This is a genomic window from Rhodococcus sp. 14-2470-1b (assembly GCF_002259415.1).
GTDB lineage: Bacteria > Actinomycetota > Actinomycetes > Mycobacteriales > Mycobacteriaceae > Rhodococcoides.
Map to the genome: position 1 here is coordinate 475,863 of NZ_NPFY01000011.1, position 16,067 is coordinate 491,929.

18 protein-coding genes are annotated in these 16,067 nt (G+C 65.3%); 8 read left to right on the top strand and 10 right to left on the bottom strand.

Annotated elements, in window-relative coordinates:
• Window positions 1–30: 30 nt before the first annotated feature.
• Window positions 31–912: a spermidine synthase gene (locus tag CH293_RS09255; RefSeq protein WP_094720040.1), complete on the bottom strand. Its 882-nt coding sequence runs from the start codon at window positions 910–912 to the stop codon at window positions 31–33.
• 228 nt (window positions 913–1,140) lie between these two features.
• On the opposite strand from CH293_RS09255, the gene CH293_RS09260 reads away from it, so the two are divergent.
• Window positions 1,141–1,644 carry a PaaI family thioesterase gene (locus CH293_RS09260; RefSeq protein ID WP_037109670.1) on the top strand — a complete coding sequence of 168 codons (504 nt, stop codon included), beginning with the start codon at window positions 1,141–1,143 and terminating at the stop codon, window positions 1,642–1,644.
• 16 nt (window positions 1,645–1,660) lie between these two features.
• Complete coding sequence (locus CH293_RS09265) at window positions 1,661–2,248, top strand: helix-turn-helix domain-containing protein (protein ID WP_080732958.1); 588 nt, start codon at window positions 1,661–1,663, stop codon at window positions 2,246–2,248.
• Here the strand turns inward: CH293_RS09265 and CH293_RS09270 are convergent.
• From CH293_RS09270 to bla, 3 genes are all read right to left on the bottom strand, one after another.
• The gene (locus CH293_RS09270) at window positions 2,144–2,785 is read right to left on the bottom strand and encodes a LysE family translocator (protein ID WP_094720041.1); all 642 of its coding nucleotides are present in this window, start codon (window positions 2,783–2,785) and stop codon (window positions 2,144–2,146) included. The two genes, CH293_RS09265 and CH293_RS09270, sit on opposite strands and share 105 nt — an antisense overlap.
• A gap of 111 nt (window positions 2,786–2,896) precedes the next feature.
• Entirely contained in the window at window positions 2,897–3,847 is a 951-nt protein-coding gene (locus CH293_RS09275) for an SGNH/GDSL hydrolase family protein (RefSeq protein WP_094720042.1), read from the bottom strand.
• An 11-nt stretch (window positions 3,848–3,858) separates the two neighbouring features.
• Window positions 3,859–4,779, bottom strand: coding sequence for a class A beta-lactamase (bla, locus tag CH293_RS09280; RefSeq protein ID WP_094720043.1), 921 nt, complete (start codon window positions 4,777–4,779; stop codon window positions 3,859–3,861).
• Window positions 4,780–5,061: 282 nt separating this feature from the next.
• On the opposite strand from bla, the gene CH293_RS09285 reads away from it, so the two are divergent.
• The 3 genes from CH293_RS09285 (at window position 5,062) to CH293_RS28165 (ending at window position 7,836) form a co-directional block, all read left to right on the top strand.
• Window positions 5,062–5,913: an MBL fold metallo-hydrolase gene (locus CH293_RS09285; RefSeq protein ID WP_255122776.1), complete on the top strand. Its 852-nt coding sequence runs from the start codon at window positions 5,062–5,064 to the stop codon at window positions 5,911–5,913.
• Window positions 5,914–5,999: 86 nt separating this feature from the next.
• Complete coding sequence (locus CH293_RS09290) at window positions 6,000–7,640, top strand: alpha/beta-hydrolase family protein (RefSeq protein ID WP_176459953.1); 1,641 nt, start codon at window positions 6,000–6,002, stop codon at window positions 7,638–7,640.
• A 28-nt stretch (window positions 7,641–7,668) separates the two neighbouring features.
• Window positions 7,669–7,836, top strand: coding sequence for a hypothetical protein (locus CH293_RS28165; protein WP_176459954.1), 168 nt, complete (start codon window positions 7,669–7,671; stop codon window positions 7,834–7,836).
• Between the two features lie 41 nt (window positions 7,837–7,877).
• On the opposite strand, the gene CH293_RS09295 is transcribed toward CH293_RS28165, so the two are convergent.
• The gene (locus CH293_RS09295) at window positions 7,878–8,093 is read right to left on the bottom strand and encodes a hypothetical protein (RefSeq protein ID WP_230595540.1); all 216 of its coding nucleotides are present in this window, start codon (window positions 8,091–8,093) and stop codon (window positions 7,878–7,880) included.
• A 273-nt stretch (window positions 8,094–8,366) separates the two neighbouring features.
• On the opposite strand from CH293_RS09295, the gene CH293_RS09300 reads away from it, so the two are divergent.
• Window positions 8,367–9,335 carry an NAD(P)/FAD-dependent oxidoreductase gene (locus CH293_RS09300; protein ID WP_094720106.1) on the top strand — a complete coding sequence of 323 codons (969 nt, stop codon included), beginning with the start codon at window positions 8,367–8,369 and terminating at the stop codon, window positions 9,333–9,335.
• Here CH293_RS09300 and CH293_RS09305 read toward each other — a convergent pair.
• Window positions 9,332–9,781 carry a MarR family winged helix-turn-helix transcriptional regulator gene (locus CH293_RS09305; protein ID WP_255122777.1) on the bottom strand — a complete coding sequence of 150 codons (450 nt, stop codon included), beginning with the start codon at window positions 9,779–9,781 and terminating at the stop codon, window positions 9,332–9,334. The genes CH293_RS09300 and CH293_RS09305 overlap by 4 nt on opposite strands.
• Before the next feature lie 43 nt (window positions 9,782–9,824).
• Here CH293_RS09305 and CH293_RS09310 point away from each other — a divergent pair, with 43 nt between their 5' ends.
• Window positions 9,825–11,021, top strand: coding sequence for a multidrug effflux MFS transporter (locus CH293_RS09310; RefSeq protein ID WP_094720046.1), 1,197 nt, complete (start codon window positions 9,825–9,827; stop codon window positions 11,019–11,021).
• Window positions 11,022–11,061: 40 nt separating this feature from the next.
• Here CH293_RS09310 and CH293_RS09315 read toward each other — a convergent pair whose 3' ends face one another.
• The 4 genes from CH293_RS09315 to CH293_RS09330 are packed head-to-tail and all read right to left on the bottom strand — an operon-like array spanning window position 11,062 to window position 13,599.
• A complete protein-coding gene (locus CH293_RS09315) occupies window positions 11,062–11,784 on the bottom strand; it encodes a Clp protease N-terminal domain-containing protein (RefSeq protein WP_094720047.1) in 723 nt (240 codons plus the stop codon).
• A gap of 51 nt (window positions 11,785–11,835) precedes the next feature.
• Entirely contained in the window at window positions 11,836–12,558 is a 723-nt protein-coding gene (locus CH293_RS09320; protein WP_094720048.1) for a hypothetical protein, read from the bottom strand.
• Window positions 12,555–13,139, bottom strand: coding sequence for a MaoC family dehydratase N-terminal domain-containing protein (locus tag CH293_RS09325; RefSeq protein ID WP_094720049.1), 585 nt, complete (start codon window positions 13,137–13,139; stop codon window positions 12,555–12,557). The genes CH293_RS09320 and CH293_RS09325 overlap by 4 nt, the downstream gene beginning before the upstream one ends.
• A gap of 19 nt (window positions 13,140–13,158) precedes the next feature.
• Window positions 13,159–13,599: a DUF6069 family protein gene (locus tag CH293_RS09330; RefSeq protein ID WP_094720107.1), complete on the bottom strand. Its 441-nt coding sequence runs from the start codon at window positions 13,597–13,599 to the stop codon at window positions 13,159–13,161.
• 203 nt (window positions 13,600–13,802) lie between these two features.
• Between CH293_RS09330 and CH293_RS09335 the strand changes: the two genes are divergently transcribed.
• On the top strand, window positions 13,803–16,061 hold the full coding sequence (locus CH293_RS09335; protein ID WP_037140079.1) for a bifunctional diguanylate cyclase/phosphodiesterase: 2,259 nt from the start codon (window positions 13,803–13,805) through the stop codon (window positions 16,059–16,061).
• The last annotated feature ends 6 nt before the right edge of the window (window positions 16,062–16,067 follow it).

Genomic DNA, 16,067 nt, shown 5'->3' on the forward strand with positions numbered 1-16,067 from the left:
GGGATGAATACTGGTACCGACTGTTCCAGCCTATGCCTCGTCGTCCGACAGCGGTTTGGCATCGCGGCAGAACGCCCGCACGCGCTCGTCCGTCCAGACCTGAGCGGGGACTCCGCCGCCGAGTAACTCCCGGGCGAGCCCGGGATCATCGCCGAGCGGGATGTCGCTGCCCGCGATCACGACGTTGCCGTAACGACGGCCCTTGAGCATCGCAGGATCGGCGATGATCGAGGTGTGGGGAAAGATCTCGCCGATGGTCGCGGCCTCGCGCTTGGCCATCGTCAAGTCCCGGGTGTCGCCACAGTTGACCACGTACAGTCCGCCGGGGGCCAGAACCCGTCGGACATGCTCGGTGAACTGCCGGGTGGTCAGTGGCCGGGGAGTCACCGCACCGGCGAACACATCTCGTACGACGAGATCACGGCTGTTCTCGGACAAGGTTTCGGTGACGGCCCGGGCCTCGCCCACCCGGATGCGGAGTAACGGCGCACGAGGTAGATCGAACCAGTCGCGTACCAACTCCGCGAGCTTGCCGTCCAACTCGACGACCACTTGCCGCGCATCGGGATACACCGACGAGAAGTACCGGGCGAGGGTGCACGCGCCACCGCCGAGATGGAGGGCACGCAGCTTGCCGTTCGAGGAGCGCGAAAGAGACGGGCTGGAAAAACCGTGATGCTCGACGAGAGACGCGATCCACCTCATGTACTCGAAATCGAGCCTCTGAGGATCCAGGGCGTCGATGTGCGAGCTGGGTACACCGTTCACTTCCAGCGTCCACCCGTCGGCGGACAGGGAATCGCGCACGAGTGTCGCTGTCCCGGTCTCGATTCGGTACTCCCCAGCCTCGGCGGTGCCCGTGCGCGCCACCGACGGTCGACGCGCCTTCGGGTTGCGCGACTTCGAACTCATGGTCCTGTCCTCATGATTGCGGCCTCACGATTGCGGCCTCGTGATTGCGGCCTCGTGATTGCGGAATGGGAGTGTCCGTCGATCAGCCTAATCATCCGTTGCCGACCAGCTGGTCGGCCCCTCGCCGGTTCGATCCACCTTCGTGCGATTCGGGGTCACATTGCGCGTGAAGGAGCGGAGGCGCATACTGACTTGCATCATGCAAGTTACTAGCTGCGAGGGGTAGCCATGCTCACCGAGGAACACCAGCGTTCGCAGACTTTCTCCTGGGTCAGCCCCCGTGAGGTGCTGCGTCAGGCATCGAAGCTGAGCGGATTGGAAGTCATGCAGGCGGTGGCGTCCGGTGAACTGCCACCACCGCCGATTGCTGTCCTCATGCAGTTCGCTCCCGTCGAGGTGAGCGACGGCAAGGTCGTTTTCGAGTGCACACCGTCCGAGGCGCACTACAACCCCATCGGTACCGTGCACGGCGGGTTGGCCTGCACCTTTCTGGACACACTCGTGGGCTGCGCCGCGCACACGACGCTCCCCGCAGGCGTCGGCTACACCTCGATCGATCTGAACGTCAGCTACCTCAGGAACATTCTCGACACCTCCGGTCCGTTGATCGGGACGGGAACGGTCACCAAGCGGGGCTCCCGCGTGATCTTCGCCGAAGGTTCGATCGTGGACAAGGACGGTAAGCTCGTCGCTACCGGCACGAGCTCACTGCTGGTCATCCCTCCGAGGTAAGGCCGAGGCACAACCTATGCAGCGCAACGCTTTCGACACGATGGGGTGTCCTATCGCGTCCGCGCTCGAACAGGTCGGCGAATGGTGGACGCTCCTGATTCTGCGCGACGCCCTCGACGGCTTCACCCGGTTCGACGAGTTCGAGCACAACCTCGGCATCGCACCGAACATGTTGACCCGTAGGCTGAAATCGCTCGTCGAATCCGGGCTGCTCGAGCGTCGTCGGTACAGTGATCGGCCACCGCGATTCGAGTACGTCGCCACAGAGCGCAGCCGTGAACTCAGCTCGGTCATCGTCGCGTTGTACGCGTGGGGCAACGAACACATCGAACACGAGGACCGAGAGGTCGTTCTCGTCGACGCCGACGGAGAAACCATCGACCCGGTCTTCGTCGATCGACGAACCGGACGCACTCTTGCCGAGAGCAAAGCTCACTTCGTCGCCGGGCCCGCCGCGTCGGACATGATGCGCGAACGGCAGGATCCGGACAAGCGACGCTCACGCAGGAGCCGGGCGGCTTCCGTCGGTCGCGAGCCGAACAGCCAACAGGCCCAACACAGTTCCCATGATGTAGCGCTGCACCCTCATCCAGGTCGGACGTAGCGACAGGAACCGGGCGATGGATCCGGCACCGACAACGATCAGCGCATTGACGGTCACCGCGACGGCAATCTGCACCCCGCCCAGGGTGACGCCCTGCAGGAACACCGAACCCGCTGCGGGATCGACGAACTGTGGAATGACCGAGATGTACATGACGGCCATCTTGGGGTTGAGCAGGTTGGTGAACAGCCCCATCGTGAACAGTCTTCGGTTCGAATCCCGTTGCACACCTTCGACTTCGAACACCTTCGTCGCACCTCGCACCGCCGAGACAGCCAACCACAGCAGGTAACACGCACCGGCGATCTTGATCGCGAGGTACAGCGTCGGGACCGCCGCGAACACGGCAGCGAGGCCGAGATTGGTGGCGATCACGTACACCACCAACCCCAGCGCGACACCGCCCAAGGACACCAGTCCAGCGCTGCGTCCCTGAGAGATGCTGCGCGACACCAGATACACCATGTTGGGGCCGGGAGTCAGCACCATCGCCAGAGCGACGGCGAAGACACCCAGCACAGCTGCCGTGGACACCATGCCTTCAACAGTGTCACCGACGGACGCCGATGTATCGGTCCAGTTCTACGATCCTGGCCCGCTCACTCTTCGGACAGCTGATTCGGTGCACCCCCCGTCGGGCGCAGTCAGCTAGAGATCGATCGAATCCGCGACGACCCGGGCGAATGCCGCCATTCCCGCGGCAGTCGGATGCAGTGGCGCTGCGGGATTCGCCGGAACGACACCTTCGAGGTACCTCTCCGCAGGTGCGGCACATGCATCGTGTCCGACGCTGACCGGACGCACGTCGACGAACCGAGCACCGTGCTCGGTTGCCTGCTGGGCCAGTGCGTCGTTCATCCGGTCGACGCTCGCCTGCAGATAATCCGCATCGCGGGCCCACACCGCCTGCGTTCCGTAACACCCACCGGGACGAACGTACGTTCCGTATCCGACGACGACCACCTGCGCGTTCGGCGCCCTCTCGCCGATCGCGTCGAACACCTCACCCCATCGAGGAGCGGCCGCGGCGACGGCGTCGGCAAGCACATCGGTGCCTCCGGCGGTCAGCGCATCTGCGCACGACGTGCCGTCCGGCTCGGGGGAGAAGTTGACACACCCTCGGGCCTGCCCGACGAGATCGACGTCGTTTCCGCCGATGGTGACGGTCACCAGATCCGTCTCGGGAGACAGTGCCTCGATCTGCAGCGGGATCGGCCCACTGTTGGTCTGTTGCTGATCGGTGACGATGTTCTCCGACCGCGCCCCGGAGCACGAGACGTCCGTGAACGACGCCGCACCGACGAGACCGGCGAGGACATGCGGATAGTTGGAGTCGGACTGCAGGCACCCGGGTGTCCCCGTCGATCGTGGAATCAACGGCCCCGATGCTGCCGAATCGCCCAATGCCACGTAGTCGATATCCGTGCCTTCGGAGACCGTCGGCCGAGGCGCTTGGAGCCCAGAAGACTCGGGAGCGGCGGGAGATTCGGGAGCGTTGGGGGATTCGGTGGAGCAGGCGGCCAGCATGCTCACCGCGCCCAGGACGAGTGCAGCAGTGAACCCGGTGGATACAGGAATCCCCGGTGCTGCGCGCCGCATAGTGGACGACGTTACTCCCGCGCGACGATTTCCCGGACGGCGTCCGCGACCAACTCGTTCATGGCCGCGGCGTCGGGATCGTCGCTCGCCGTTCTCGACAGCACGACCGCGAGAATCCGCCGCCCGTCGGCTGCGAGGAGAAGACCGGCGTCGTTGGAGACTCCGTAGGACCCGGTGCCTGTCTTGTCCGCCGTCGTCCAGCCGGCTGGAACTCCGGCTCGGAATCGGGTGTCCGACGTCTGCGTGCCCGCCATCCAGTCCAGGAGCGTGGCCCTCGACGAGTTCGACAGCGGCCCGCCGGTGAGCAGGGACCGATATCCCGCGGCGAGGCCGGCCGGGGTCGTGGTGTCACGGTCGTCGCCGGGCAGGGCGGTGTTCAGGTCGGGTTCGATGCGGTCCAGACGGAACTGCCCGTCACCGAGGGAACGCGCGAACGCCGTCAGCTCGCCGGTCCCGCCGACCGCGTCGATCAACAAGTTGCCTGCGGTGTTGTCGCTGCGGGTCAGTGCGGCCGCGCACAGCTGTTCCAGCGTCACCGCCTGGCCGGCCTCCCAGTCGATCGCCGATCCCGGCACCTTGTCCTCGGCTTCGACGACGCGTGTCTCGGTCAGCGACAACGTGCCGGCGTCTGCGGCGGCGAGTACGGCGCCGGCCGCATAGACCTTGAAGGTCGAGCAGAATGCGAATCGCTCGTCCGCCCGATACGTCGTGGTCACCTCCGAATCCAGGTCGACGGCGAACACTCCCAGCCGCGCGTCGAATCGCTGCTCGAGCGCCGCGAACTGCTCCTCGAGGCCGGCCGGCTGTTGCTCGGAGGAGTTCGGCTGCCCAGATCCCGCGGAGTCGGGGGAGGGGTCCGCGCCACAGGAGACCGCGAGAGCCGCCGAGCCTGCGATGACGAGGAACTGCCTGCGTGATCGGGTGTGCGCCATGCATCCCAGGAGAACACGGATGCCGATTCACAGGAAGCTCCCAGTGCCGAAAGGCCTGTGTACCTGGTCGGGCCTGCATTCGGCCGGTACCCTCGACCGGGTTCACCTGGAATACATACGAAAGACGAGACACCTATGATCACGAACTTCATCAACCTGATCCTCGGCGGCATCGGCACCGCGTCCGCCGGAAGCAGCGGCTTCGAGTTGCAGCCGGGCGTTCTCCCCTTCGGTCTCTGACAGCCCGCTCTCCTCTGACAGGGCTTTCTCCAGTTGTCCGTCATGAATAATCGGCTTCCGATCTGCGTGACCTGCGGAGTCCAGTACGACCGTGACTCCGCAGGCCGCGACGATCGGCCCGCCGCATGCATCATCTGCGAGGACGAGCGCCAGTACATCGGCTACGACGGCCAGCGGTGGACATCGCTCGCGAAACTTCGGGAGCAGGGCCACAGCGTCGAGATCCGTGAGGAAATTCCGGGTCTGTGGGGACTCGCGACCTCCCCCGCACTCGCCATCGGACAGCGTGCACTCCTCGTCCCCGGCCACGGCGGGACCGTCATGTGGGATTCGGTGACCTACATCGACGACGCCGCCGTCGCCCGAGTCGCCGAGTTGGGCGGCATCTCCGCGATCGCGCTATCGCATCCGCACTACTACAGCTCGATGGTCGAATGGTCCCGAGCCTTCGACGACGCCCCGATCTACGTTCACGAACGTGACGCCCGTTGGCTGACGCGGACCGACAACGTCGTCCTGTGGTCCGGTGAGCGCACGGAAATCCTGCCCGGCCGCACCCTCCTCCGTGCAGGCGTCCACTTCGACGGCGGAACGGTCATGCACTGGGCCGACGGCGTCGACGGGCGCGGAGCGCTCTGCGCAGGCGACATCTTCACCGTGGTTGCCGACCGCCGGTGGGTCGGATTCATGTACAGCTATCCCAACTTGATCCCCGAGCACCCGGACACCATCCTGCGCGCTGTGAAGATGGTCGCTCCCTACAGCTTCGAATCCTTGTACGGCGCATGGTGGGACCGGATCATCACCGACGATGCCCACGCGGCGGTCGTGCGCTCCGCACGCCGGTACTTCGAACACATCGGCGCACGCGAACACATACTGGCGCTGGAGTAACCGGGCGCGGCAGACCCCGGTGCGGTCCAGAAATACCCTGACCGACAAACAGCACCGTTCCGCGCCTACGGATCTACTATGTGACGATGCACTCGCTGCGGCTGTTCAGCTCGCGACTCGAACCGGCCGCACTGTTCCTCGGCGTCGTGTTCTTCGCCTTCTCGATGACCCCGTCGCTGCTGCCGCGCGCCTGGTATCTACAGGGCGTGGCGTCGGGCATCAGCATCGCCACGGGTTACGGCGTCGGCTGCGCCGTGGTGTGGCTGGTGCATCGGTGCGGGATTCGTCCTCGATGGTCCGACGCGACGAAACGGTACGGCTGGTGGGCCCTCGCCGTATTCACCGCGATCGTCGTGCCACTCTTTCTGGTACTCGGATCATGGTGGCAGCAGATCGTGCGACGGCTCGTCGAGGTCGACGACGAAGGCCCGGGCCGAATCCTGTACATCGCAGTACTTCTCGTCGCGGTAGTCGTTGCCGTTCTCCTGCTTCTCGCCGCCCGCGGACTCCGTTGGTGCGCACGTCGGTTGGCTGTTCTGTGCACGCGGTTCGTACCGATCCCCGCGGCGAAGGCAATCGGAATCGCCGTCGTCACGATCCTGACGCTGTTCGTCGTCAACGGGGCGGTGAACAACGTTCTCATCGCGACCATTGCCAGCTCGTCGAAACTGGCCGACGAAGGTAGCCACCCCGGCGTCGAGCAGCCTGCCGCGATGGAGAAATCGGGATCACCGGACTCGTACGAAGACTGGGACTCCCTCGGAATGGAGGGGAGGCGCTTCGTCGCCTCCGGCCCGACTGCCGAGCAGATCGAATCGTTCACCGGTGCAGATGCTCTCACGCCGATCCGGGCGTATGTCGGGGCTGCGGAGGCCGATTCGATCGACGAGGCCGCCGACCGCGTCGTCGCGGAACTGGAACGTACCGATGCGTTCGACCGGGCCGTCGTCGCCGTGGCCACCACCACCGGACGCGGTTGGGTCAACGAAGCCGTCGCCGGATCGTTCGAGTACATGAACGGCGGGGACACGGCGATCGCGTCGATGCAGTACTCGTTCCTGCCCAGCCCCATAGCGTTTCTCGCAGATCGTGATTCACCGCGTGAAGCAGGACGCGCGCTGTTCGACAAGGTGTACGACGCCATCCTCGAGCGTCCCGAGGGCACGCGGCCCGAACTGGTGGCATTCGGAGAGAGCCTGGGCGCGTACGGCGGGCAGGACGCCTTCGGTGGCGCACGGGACATGGTGGCGCGCACCGACGGTGCTCTGTGGGTCGGTAACCCAAACTTCACCAAGCAGTGGGCGGAGACGACGGCGAACCGCGACGCGGGTTCACGCGAGATCCTCCCGGTGATATCGGGCGGCCGCTACGTCCGGTTCGCGGGCAGACCGAGCGACCTCGACATCGGCACTCCTTGGGCCGAACCTCGTGTGGTGTACTGGCAGCACGCGTCGGATCCCATCACGTGGTGGTCGCCGGATCTGCTTCTGCATCAACCGGACTGGCTGCGCGAGCCCCGAGGAGTCGACGTCGACCCCGGCGTTCGATGGTTCCCGTTCGTCACCTTCTGGCAGACGACGTTCGACATGGTGTTCTCCACCGACGTTCCGCAGGGATACGGCCACAACTACGGCGAGGACGCCGTCGACCTGTGGGCCGAGATCCTTCAGCCCGAGGGCTGGACCTCGCAGGACACCGAGCGTCTTCGCGAGATCATCGCGGGTTGAGATCCCGCACTCGGGGTAACCCGGCCGCATGAGTGAAACGAACAAGCAGCCCGATCCCGCCACGACCGATACCGATACGTCGCCGACGGGTGCCGACGACGACGTTCAGTCCGACCCCGCTGCAGGCGAGGAGTCCGGGGATTGGTCCGGTGAAGGCGGCGCAACCCATGAGGGCCCCGCCACCGACACCGAATGATCCCTGTGTGTCACCGAATGATCCCTGTGTGTCGATGACCCTCAGGTTCCGGTAAGCCGATGCTCGGCAGGCCTGAGCAGGTGCACGTCACTGTCGGTCACGACCTTTTCGACGACGCATCGACCGGAGAGCCAATCTCCGGCGATGTCGAATTCCACGCGCAGATCCCCGAGCCAGTCGATGTCGACCACCACCCCGACGGTTCCGGCCGGTACCCCGCTGCACCATGCACGCTTGCCCAGATTGCGTGCGGCCACCACTACGTCACCTCGCCGGTGCAAGTGCTGTCCTCTCCTCATGTATCCCCCCAATTTCGATCCCTGCGGTCCGTGACTCCTGCGGTTCCGGCCTCGAGTCAACCTCACCCCAGCGGGGTCTTCAAGTCGTAGCCAGTCGGCTGAGCTGCGGTTTCACCGTCGATCGACTCGGTTGGGACGGTCCAAACCGACTCAGAATCCGAAAGGGCCCTATCTTTTGCCGAATCGGCAAACCTACTTGCCATGCGGCTGCAGGTGGGCCACAGTGGTCGCATGACTACACACCTCGACCATGACGTCATCATCGTCGGCGGCGGCCCGGCCGGACTTGCAGCGGCGGTGACGCTCGGACGTGCGCGCCTACGAGTTCTCGTCGTGGACGCGGGCTCACCACGCAACGCACCTGCCGACCACGCCCACAACTACCTAGGGCTGGAGGGGATTCCGCCTCTCGAACTCCTGGCACGCGGACGCGAGGAAGCACAGGGATACGGCGCAGAAATCAAGGCGGGCACGGCGGTGAAGGCGGCTGCGCACGGAGACCACTTCACCGTCGAACTCGCCGACGGCGTCACTCTCACCGCCCGACGCCTGCTCGTGACGACAGGCCTGACGGACGAACTGCCCGACATCGACGGTCTCGCCGAGCGGTGGGGGCGTGAAGTTCTGCATTGCCCGTTCTGCCACGGCTGGGAGGTGCGCGACAAGAAGGTCGGCATCATCGGCAGCCCCTTCGGCGTTCATCAGGCACTGATGTGGCGGCAGTGGGTCGACGACGTGGTGCTCTTCACCCGCGAATTCGTGCCCACCGCAGACGAATCGAAGAAACTCGCTGCACGCGGCGTCGCGGTGATATCGGACGCCGTGCAGAAGATCGCCGTCGAGAACGATGCGCTCGTAGGCGTTCAGCTGACCACCGGTTCGGTGGTTCCGGTGGACGCAGTGGTGACCAAGCCGACGTTCACCGCCAACGCCGGCGTTCTGGTGAGCCTCGGACTGGAGGTCACCGACATGATGATGGGCGACGTACCCGCCGGGGCGTCGTTCGTGGCGACGGATCAGACCGGCGCGACGTCGGTTGCCGGCGTCTACGCCGCGGGCAACGTCGCAGCCCCCATGGAGAACGTGATCGGTTCTGCCGCAGCGGGCGTCCGCGCGGCGGGCGGTGTCGTCGCAAGCCTCATCGAGGAGGACACTCGCCTGCCCGCCGGCCCGGACGACTCGACCGGCGCCGCACGCTAAGCGCGGTCGCGCAACTCGTTCATCAGCAGCATCAGGGCCGGCGCTGCCGAGACGAGCTGCGCGGCGGACTCGTCCGGCAGTCGCCCCAGAGCTCCGGTGATCCGTGCCGACCATGCCGCTTCGATGCGGGTTCGGTGGCGCCGCATTCGATCGGTGACGTTCAGTTGCGTGACACGTCGGTCCACCGGCGACGGACTCTTGACCACTAGACCACGCTCGACGAGGGTGCGGACCGCGGCACTGACGTTGGAGGGTTGCATCGCCAACATGTCTGCCAGCGCCGAGACTCCGATGCCCGCATGCCTGTCGATGTGCTTGAGCACGGTCACCTCCGGTGCAGGCAACGGTTCGATGTCGAGCCCTTCCACGCGATCCCCGCGTTGAATGATCCAACTCAGGTCGTGCAGCACCGAGGCGAGGCTTGCAGGTCCGGTCGTGTCCGTCACACCGACATAATACATATAAAAATATAAGCTATTGTCCTAGTCGATGACTACCACCACGCCCTCCCGGACTGCAGCACCGAACGCCGTACTCATCGGCGCACTCGCACTGCTCACCGCCGTACCACCGCTCGCGACCGACATGTACCTCCCCGGGTTCCCGGCGATGGCAGCCGATCTGAACACCTCCGCCAGCAGCATTCAGCTCACGCTGACCACCTTTCTCATCGGCCTCGCCATCGGCCAGCTGATCATCGGACCCCTGTCGGACAAACTCGGCCGACGAGTCCCGCTGGTCGTCGGAGCCGCCGTGTGCCTCGTCGCAGGCATCGCCTCCGCCCTCGCACCGTCGGTCGAGTTCTTGATCGCCGCCAGGTTCGTCCAAGGCCTCGCCGGAGCTGCGGGCGTCGTGCTGTCGAGGGCGATCATCGCCGACCGGACCGAAGGAAGCCACGCCGCCAAGCTGTTCGGGCTGATGATGATCATCGGCGGCGTTGCCCCGGTCATCGCACCACTCATCGGCGGCGCCGTCGTCGACTCCCTCGGATGGCGCGGCGTCTTCTGGATCATTGCGGGCCTGACTGCAGTGATGCTCCTGTGTGCCATCGCGCTGGTCCCCGAGTCACTGGACCGCGAGAACCGCCGTGATGGAGGCCTCGCCCACATGATCAGCGGTATGGGATCCGTCGTGAAGAACCGCCGATACGTTGCCTACACATTGACGTTCGCCTTCGCCTTCAGCGTGATGTTCGCATACATCTCTGCGTCACCGTTCGTACTGCAGAACATGCTCGGCCTGTCGGCGGGCCAGTACTCGGCGGCATTCGCCGTGAACGCACTCGGACTCATGGTCGGAAGTGCCATCACCGCGAAGCTCGCCGACCGAATTTCCCTGCACCGCATGATGACCGCTGGGATCGGCGTACTCGTTGTCACGACCACGCTGCTCCTCGTTCTCGTCATGGTCGGAATCAGCCTGTGGCCGACGCTCCTCTTGCTGTTCCTCACACTCGTGGCCGAGGGCTTCGTCTTCGCCAACGCGACGAGCCTTGCCGTCGCACAGGTTCCGCATCTCGCCGGCACCGGCTCGGCTGTGCTGGGTGCACTCCAATTCGGTCTTGCCGCACTCATTTCGCCACTAGTCGGCCTGGGCGGCGAGGAGACCGCCGTTCCCATGGTCATCGCCATGTTCGTCAGCGCACTCATCGCCGCCGGTGCCTGCTTCGTGAGCCGAAAGGACTGATCAGGCAGAGGCCTCGGAACAGAGGACAGAGGCCTGGTGCTCAGAGCGAGCCGAGAGCCGCCACCAACTGCTCCTCGACGGCATTCTTCTCCAAGCCGAGGTCGGTGAGCAGACCCTCGCCGTTCTCGAACTCGAGCATTGCCAGCAACACGTGCTCGGTCCCGACGTAGTTGTGCCCCAGACGCAGTGCCTCGCGGAAGGTGAGTTCGAGCACCTTCTTCGAGCCTGCGTCATAGGGGATCAGTGCAGGCGACTCGCCTTCCGACGCGGGAAGCAACGCCTGCGCGGCGTCGCGCACCTGCTGTTCGGTCCGGCCGTCGGACAACAGGAATCGAGTGCCGATCGACTCCTCCTCGGTCAGCATGCCGAGAACCAGGTGGGCAGGAGCGATCTCGGCACTGCCCACGGCGTGAGCCTCGTTCTGGGACGCGACAACGACGTTCTTGGCCCGAGGCGTGAACCTCTTGAAGCCCTCGGAGGCGTCCATCGCGGAATCGGATCCGCCCGGCCCCTTCGGAACGAATCGCTTCTGCGCGGCCTGCTTGGACACGCCCATGCTCTGGCCGATCTCGGTCCACGACGCACCCGACCGGCGCGCCTGATCGACGAAGTGACCGATCAGGTGATCGGCCAGATCGCCGAGGGAATCGGCCGCGACGACCGCGTCGGACAGTTGCTCGAGCTCGTCGTCGTGCACTTTCTTGATGGCGTCGATCAGATCGTCGAGGCGGACAGGGACTTGAACTTTCGTTGATTCGACCATGCGTCAACCATAAGTTGACGATCGAGCTTCGTCAACTCCCAGTTGACGATCTCAGGCGAACAGCCGCGCAGCAGCGACGCCCGCCTCGATGTCGACCTGCCGTGCTCCGAACATCGCCCGCAGCTGCTCCGACGTGACCGCCGGACCCGCAGCCACCGCGGCGGCCACCGCCGTCGCGTCGACTCCCGCGGCGACGCCCTGGTCGCCCGCGATGCCGTTCAGGAACTCCGCCAGATGCTCGGTCGTCGCCTGCGCACTGACGGGCGGCAGATTCAACATCGCGAAACCGTCGGGAGCGCTGTACGCGGCGCGTGACCACCGGCCCTTATCGAATACGTAGACGAACCCGAGCCACATGCCCGACCGCTGAATGTCCGCGATGTAATCGGCCACCACGTCGCCCGTCCAGGCAGGTAACCCGCGCAGGAGGTCCGTCTCGGGTTCACCGAAGTACTCGGCGGCTGCACCGAAGTACGTTTCGCTGTACTCGTGGTCGTACCCCACCAGAACTGCCCGCGAGATCTCACTCGACACCGAAGCGGACGCGTCGGCGATCCTCAGTCCCGCGATCCTCGGTGCCGCGATCCTCAGTGCCGCCCAGTTGCCCCCGCCGTCGTCGTAGTGCCACGTTGCACCGGGCGCTGCACTGCTGCCGGGGCGGGCGTGGCAGTGGTCCGGCCAACCCTGCGCCGCCGTGAGGGCCGCACACAACGCCCAGCGACCACGCATGGCCTCCGGCCCCGGCAGATCAGGAGTAGGCGAGCCGCTGCTCATGCCACCGGAGCCGTTCCGGCCATCATGATCTGCTCGACGGCGCTCATGAAGTCCTCCGGTGCCTGGATGTCCGTGGACGCAGCGATCGTCGTCGCCGCCGTGAGCACCGGTTGATCACGCTGGTCGAAGATCTCGTTCTCCACGACCATCAGATCCGCACCCACGGCCCGCCGCGCCGACACCAGTGACACTTCGCAGCTCAACCGATCCCCGGCCAGCAGCGGCCGGTGAAAGGTGAATCGCTGATCCACCTGGAGGATCTGAGGCATCGCGTAGCAACTGAACGTTTCCTCGAACATCCGTCGCTGCGCCACGAACGCGATGAGCGACATGAAGGTCGGCGGCGCGACGAGGCTGCTGTGGCCGAGAGCCGTCGCCTCGTCCTGGTCGAAGTGCGCGGGATGGAAATTCTGTACCGCGTTCGCGAACTCCGAGACCTTGGCCTTGCCGACCTCGTACACATCGTCGATTCGGTAACTCTGCCCGACCATGGCCCGAACCTGCCCAGGGACGTCCTGCGATGCGGCGTCGTCCTGTGATGCGGCGTCGTCCTGCGATCCTGTGCCGTCCGATGCACTCATGGTGTCCGATTTTACGCGTTCATCTGGACTGCCCACTCCCGACGGCCCCCCGGCGCAGGGCTTCCAGACCCAGCGGCACGACCACCGCGATCACGACGTGCATGAGTGCGAGGGTGATCGTGCTGGCCGCGTCGAAGTCGGCGGCGACGGTCATCGCGATGGTGCCCAACGGTGCGACGACTCCGACGACCTGTGCGATGCGAACGACGGGAAGCCACTTCAGGGACACGAGGGCGGCGACGCCCATTCCCACGACCATGGGCACGACCGTCAACATGACGACTCCGCCCGGTGCGACCGCCATGGTGGTTCCGGTGTCGGTCAGCTCGAAATTTCCGCCCGCTGCCAGCCCGATCACCCAGAGAACGAGATTGAGCACCAGAGCGAGCAACACGGAGAACAACACTGCTCGCGGCCGCGACAACGAGCGAGCAGAAATTCCTGAAATCGACGTGGTCATGGGTGACTCCTGCCTGTACGCAAGGACCAGGGTCGCCTTGCTTCGACAGAGCAGACCCGTACCGATCCGAGAACTCATCGCACACCGACGCAGGACTCGTGACGAGGTTCCCAGCACAGTGGAGGGGTCCTACAGTAATCTTCCCGTCAGGGCGAACTTGACAGCCGGTTCGTGGACTACAGCAGCAGGTGAGGGGGCCTCCGATGAACACGAAGGCGCCGTCGATGCATCGAACGCTTGCCGGGGCACCGAAGTTCGTCGGTGCGGCGAGTGTTCTCGCCGTCGGCGCCGTTCTGTTCCTCGTCGGTGACGCGTCGGTTCGGTCGATGGTTCTCGGCACGTTCGCCATCGGAGCCATACTCGCGATCGGCGTCGGCATCCGCAGACACAGGCCGGCCGACGCCACCTCATGGTGGTGCCTGTTCGGGACCGCGATCCTGTTTCTGGTGGGCGTCAGCCTCCGCGGGGACCCGAGTATCTACCCCTCGGGCGTGACGGCGCTGTCGAACACGTTCATGCTCGGCGGGTACGTGTTGATCGGTGTCGCACTGGCCCGGTGGATTCTCGAACGCCGCTCCCGCGACGACGTGACGCCGCTGATCGACGCGACGTTGACCGCAATCGGTGGGTTGTTCCTGTCGTGGGTCCTGCTGATCTCACCCCTTCTCGACAGCGAGATGGACACTGCCCTCGCCGTTCTCAACGGCATCTACCCGGCCATCGACGCAGGCATGATCACGCTGACTGCGTATCTGTTGATGTCGTCCAAGCGCGGCAACACCTCACTGCGGTTGCTGATGCTCGCGTTGCTGTCGGTGTTCGTCGGCGACATCGCCTACGCGCACTTCCTGTCTCGGGCGTCACCGCTGTCACCTGGCCTGCTCGACGGCATCTACCTCGTCGGCTACGTCTCGCTCGGACTCGCGGCGCTGCACCCGCAGATGGCCACGATGGCTCAGCGTCAGCGTGCGACACCCCGTCACCGGCGTCGGTCCGCGTTCCTCTTCGTCATGCTGTTGGTGTGCGCGGCAATCCCTGTCCTCGGAACCTCGTTGTCCACCGCCGATCTCGCGGTTCGCTCCACACTGCTCTCGGCCATCCTCATCGGCAGCTTCCTCCGCGGCGAACGCGCCATGAGCCTGATGGAACGCAGCGAGGACGACGCCAGGTATCGCGCGGCGCACGACGCGCTGACCGGCCTACCCAATCGCACGATGCTGCCCGACGAGTTCGAGCGCCTCGGGGCGCGGGACGAGCCGGGCAGAATTTTCATCCTGTTCGTCGACCTCGACAACTTCAAAGTCGTCAACGACTCGTACGGGCATCGCGTCGGAGACGAAATGATCGCGGCGACAGCGCACCGAATTCGGTCCACGGTCCGCTCGGTCGATACCGTGGTTCGCTACGCGGGTGACGAATTCATCGTGATCGGCCGCTGCACTCGACCCGAGATGGAAGCGCTGGCGAAGTCGATAGTCGATCGAATCGCCGAGCCGTTCGTTCTCAGTGCCGCCAGCGCGTACATCACCGCGTCGGTCGGCATCGCCGCGACCACCAACCGGGCGCATCGTCTCGACGACCTCATTCGCGAAGCCGACACCGCGATGTATCACGCCAAGTCGCAAGGCGCGTCCCGCATCGCATACTTCGACGAGTCCCTGCGGGCGTCGTCCACGGCCGCGATCGAGACGGCGACCGCTCTGCGCGGCGCCGTCCGGCGCGGAGAGTTGGTGGTCTACTACCAGCCGATCGTGATGACCTCGACCCGCGCTACCGTCGTCTACGAGGCTCTGGTGCGGTGGCAGCACGGTGGAAGACTGCGCGGACCAGGCGAGTTCGTGGCCATTGCCGAATCGACCGACCTCATCGGTGAGATCGGTGCGGCCGTCCTTCGTACCGCCCTCACGGACCTGGCCGAGCTGCGTGCGCAGGGCCAGGACGTCACGATGTCCGTCAACATCTCACCCGTACAGCTACGCGACGAGTCACTGCCGGTACTCGTCGGACAGTTGTTGGCCGAGCTCGGATTGCAGGGATCCGATCTGGCACTGGAGGTCACCGAGACGGCGTTGATCGACGACGTATTCGCCGCGAAGAAGATCCTCGACCGCCTCGCTGCGCTGGATGTGCTGATCGTGTTGGACGACTTCGGAGTCGGTTACTCCTCGCTCAGTCGCCTTCGTGAACTGCCCATTGCACTGCTGAAGATCGACCGCTCGTTCATCGCCGAGATCGGGACCGATGCCTCGGGTGGCTCGTTGGTGTCGGCAATCGCCGCGATGGCACGGGCACTACCCGTCTCCATCGTCGCGGAGGGCGTCGAGACCGAGCATCAGGCCCGCGCCATCGAGGCACTGCACTGCCGGTTCGCCCAGGGGTACCTGTACGGGCGGCCTGCTCCGCTGCAGCACTGGCTGAAGCAGGGCAGCGGCCCCGCCTCGTCGTCCGTGCCCGTTCAGTAACACCCA

Bases quoted from the DNA above. Each gene is read 5' to 3' on its own strand.
- CH293_RS09290 (WP_176459953.1), top strand. From the start codon at position 6,000: ATGCACTCGCTGCGGCTGTTCAGCTCGCGACTCGAACCGGCCGCACTG.
- CH293_RS09260 (WP_037109670.1), top strand. From the start codon at position 1,141: ATGCTCACCGAGGAACACCAGCGTTCGCAGACTTTCTCCTGGGTCAGC.
- CH293_RS09285 (WP_255122776.1), top strand. From the start codon at position 5,062: ATGAATAATCGGCTTCCGATCTGCGTGACCTGCGGAGTCCAGTACGAC.
- CH293_RS09300 (WP_094720106.1), top strand. From the start codon at position 8,367: ATGACTACACACCTCGACCATGACGTCATCATCGTCGGCGGCGGCCCG.
- CH293_RS28165 (WP_176459954.1), top strand. From the start codon at position 7,669: ATGAGTGAAACGAACAAGCAGCCCGATCCCGCCACGACCGATACCGAT.
- CH293_RS09275 (WP_094720042.1), bottom strand. From the start codon at position 3,847: ATGCGGCGCGCAGCACCGGGGATTCCTGTATCCACCGGGTTCACTGCT.
- CH293_RS09320 (WP_094720048.1), bottom strand. From the start codon at position 12,558: ATGAGCAGCGGCTCGCCTACTCCTGATCTGCCGGGGCCGGAGGCCATG.
- CH293_RS09335 (WP_037140079.1), top strand. From the start codon at position 13,803: ATGAACACGAAGGCGCCGTCGATGCATCGAACGCTTGCCGGGGCACCG.
- CH293_RS09330 (WP_094720107.1), bottom strand. From the start codon at position 13,599: ATGACCACGTCGATTTCAGGAATTTCTGCTCGCTCGTTGTCGCGGCCG.
- CH293_RS09270 (WP_094720041.1), bottom strand. From the start codon at position 2,785: ATGGTGTCCACGGCAGCTGTGCTGGGTGTCTTCGCCGTCGCTCTGGCG.
- CH293_RS09265 (WP_080732958.1), top strand. From the start codon at position 1,661: ATGCAGCGCAACGCTTTCGACACGATGGGGTGTCCTATCGCGTCCGCG.
- CH293_RS09310 (WP_094720046.1), top strand. From the start codon at position 9,825: ATGACTACCACCACGCCCTCCCGGACTGCAGCACCGAACGCCGTACTC.
- CH293_RS09255 (WP_094720040.1), bottom strand. From the start codon at position 912: ATGAGTTCGAAGTCGCGCAACCCGAAGGCGCGTCGACCGTCGGTGGCG.
- bla (WP_094720043.1), bottom strand. From the start codon at position 4,779: ATGGCGCACACCCGATCACGCAGGCAGTTCCTCGTCATCGCAGGCTCG.
- CH293_RS09315 (WP_094720047.1), bottom strand. From the start codon at position 11,784: ATGGTCGAATCAACGAAAGTTCAAGTCCCTGTCCGCCTCGACGATCTG.
- CH293_RS09325 (WP_094720049.1), bottom strand. From the start codon at position 13,139: ATGAGTGCATCGGACGGCACAGGATCGCAGGACGACGCCGCATCACAG.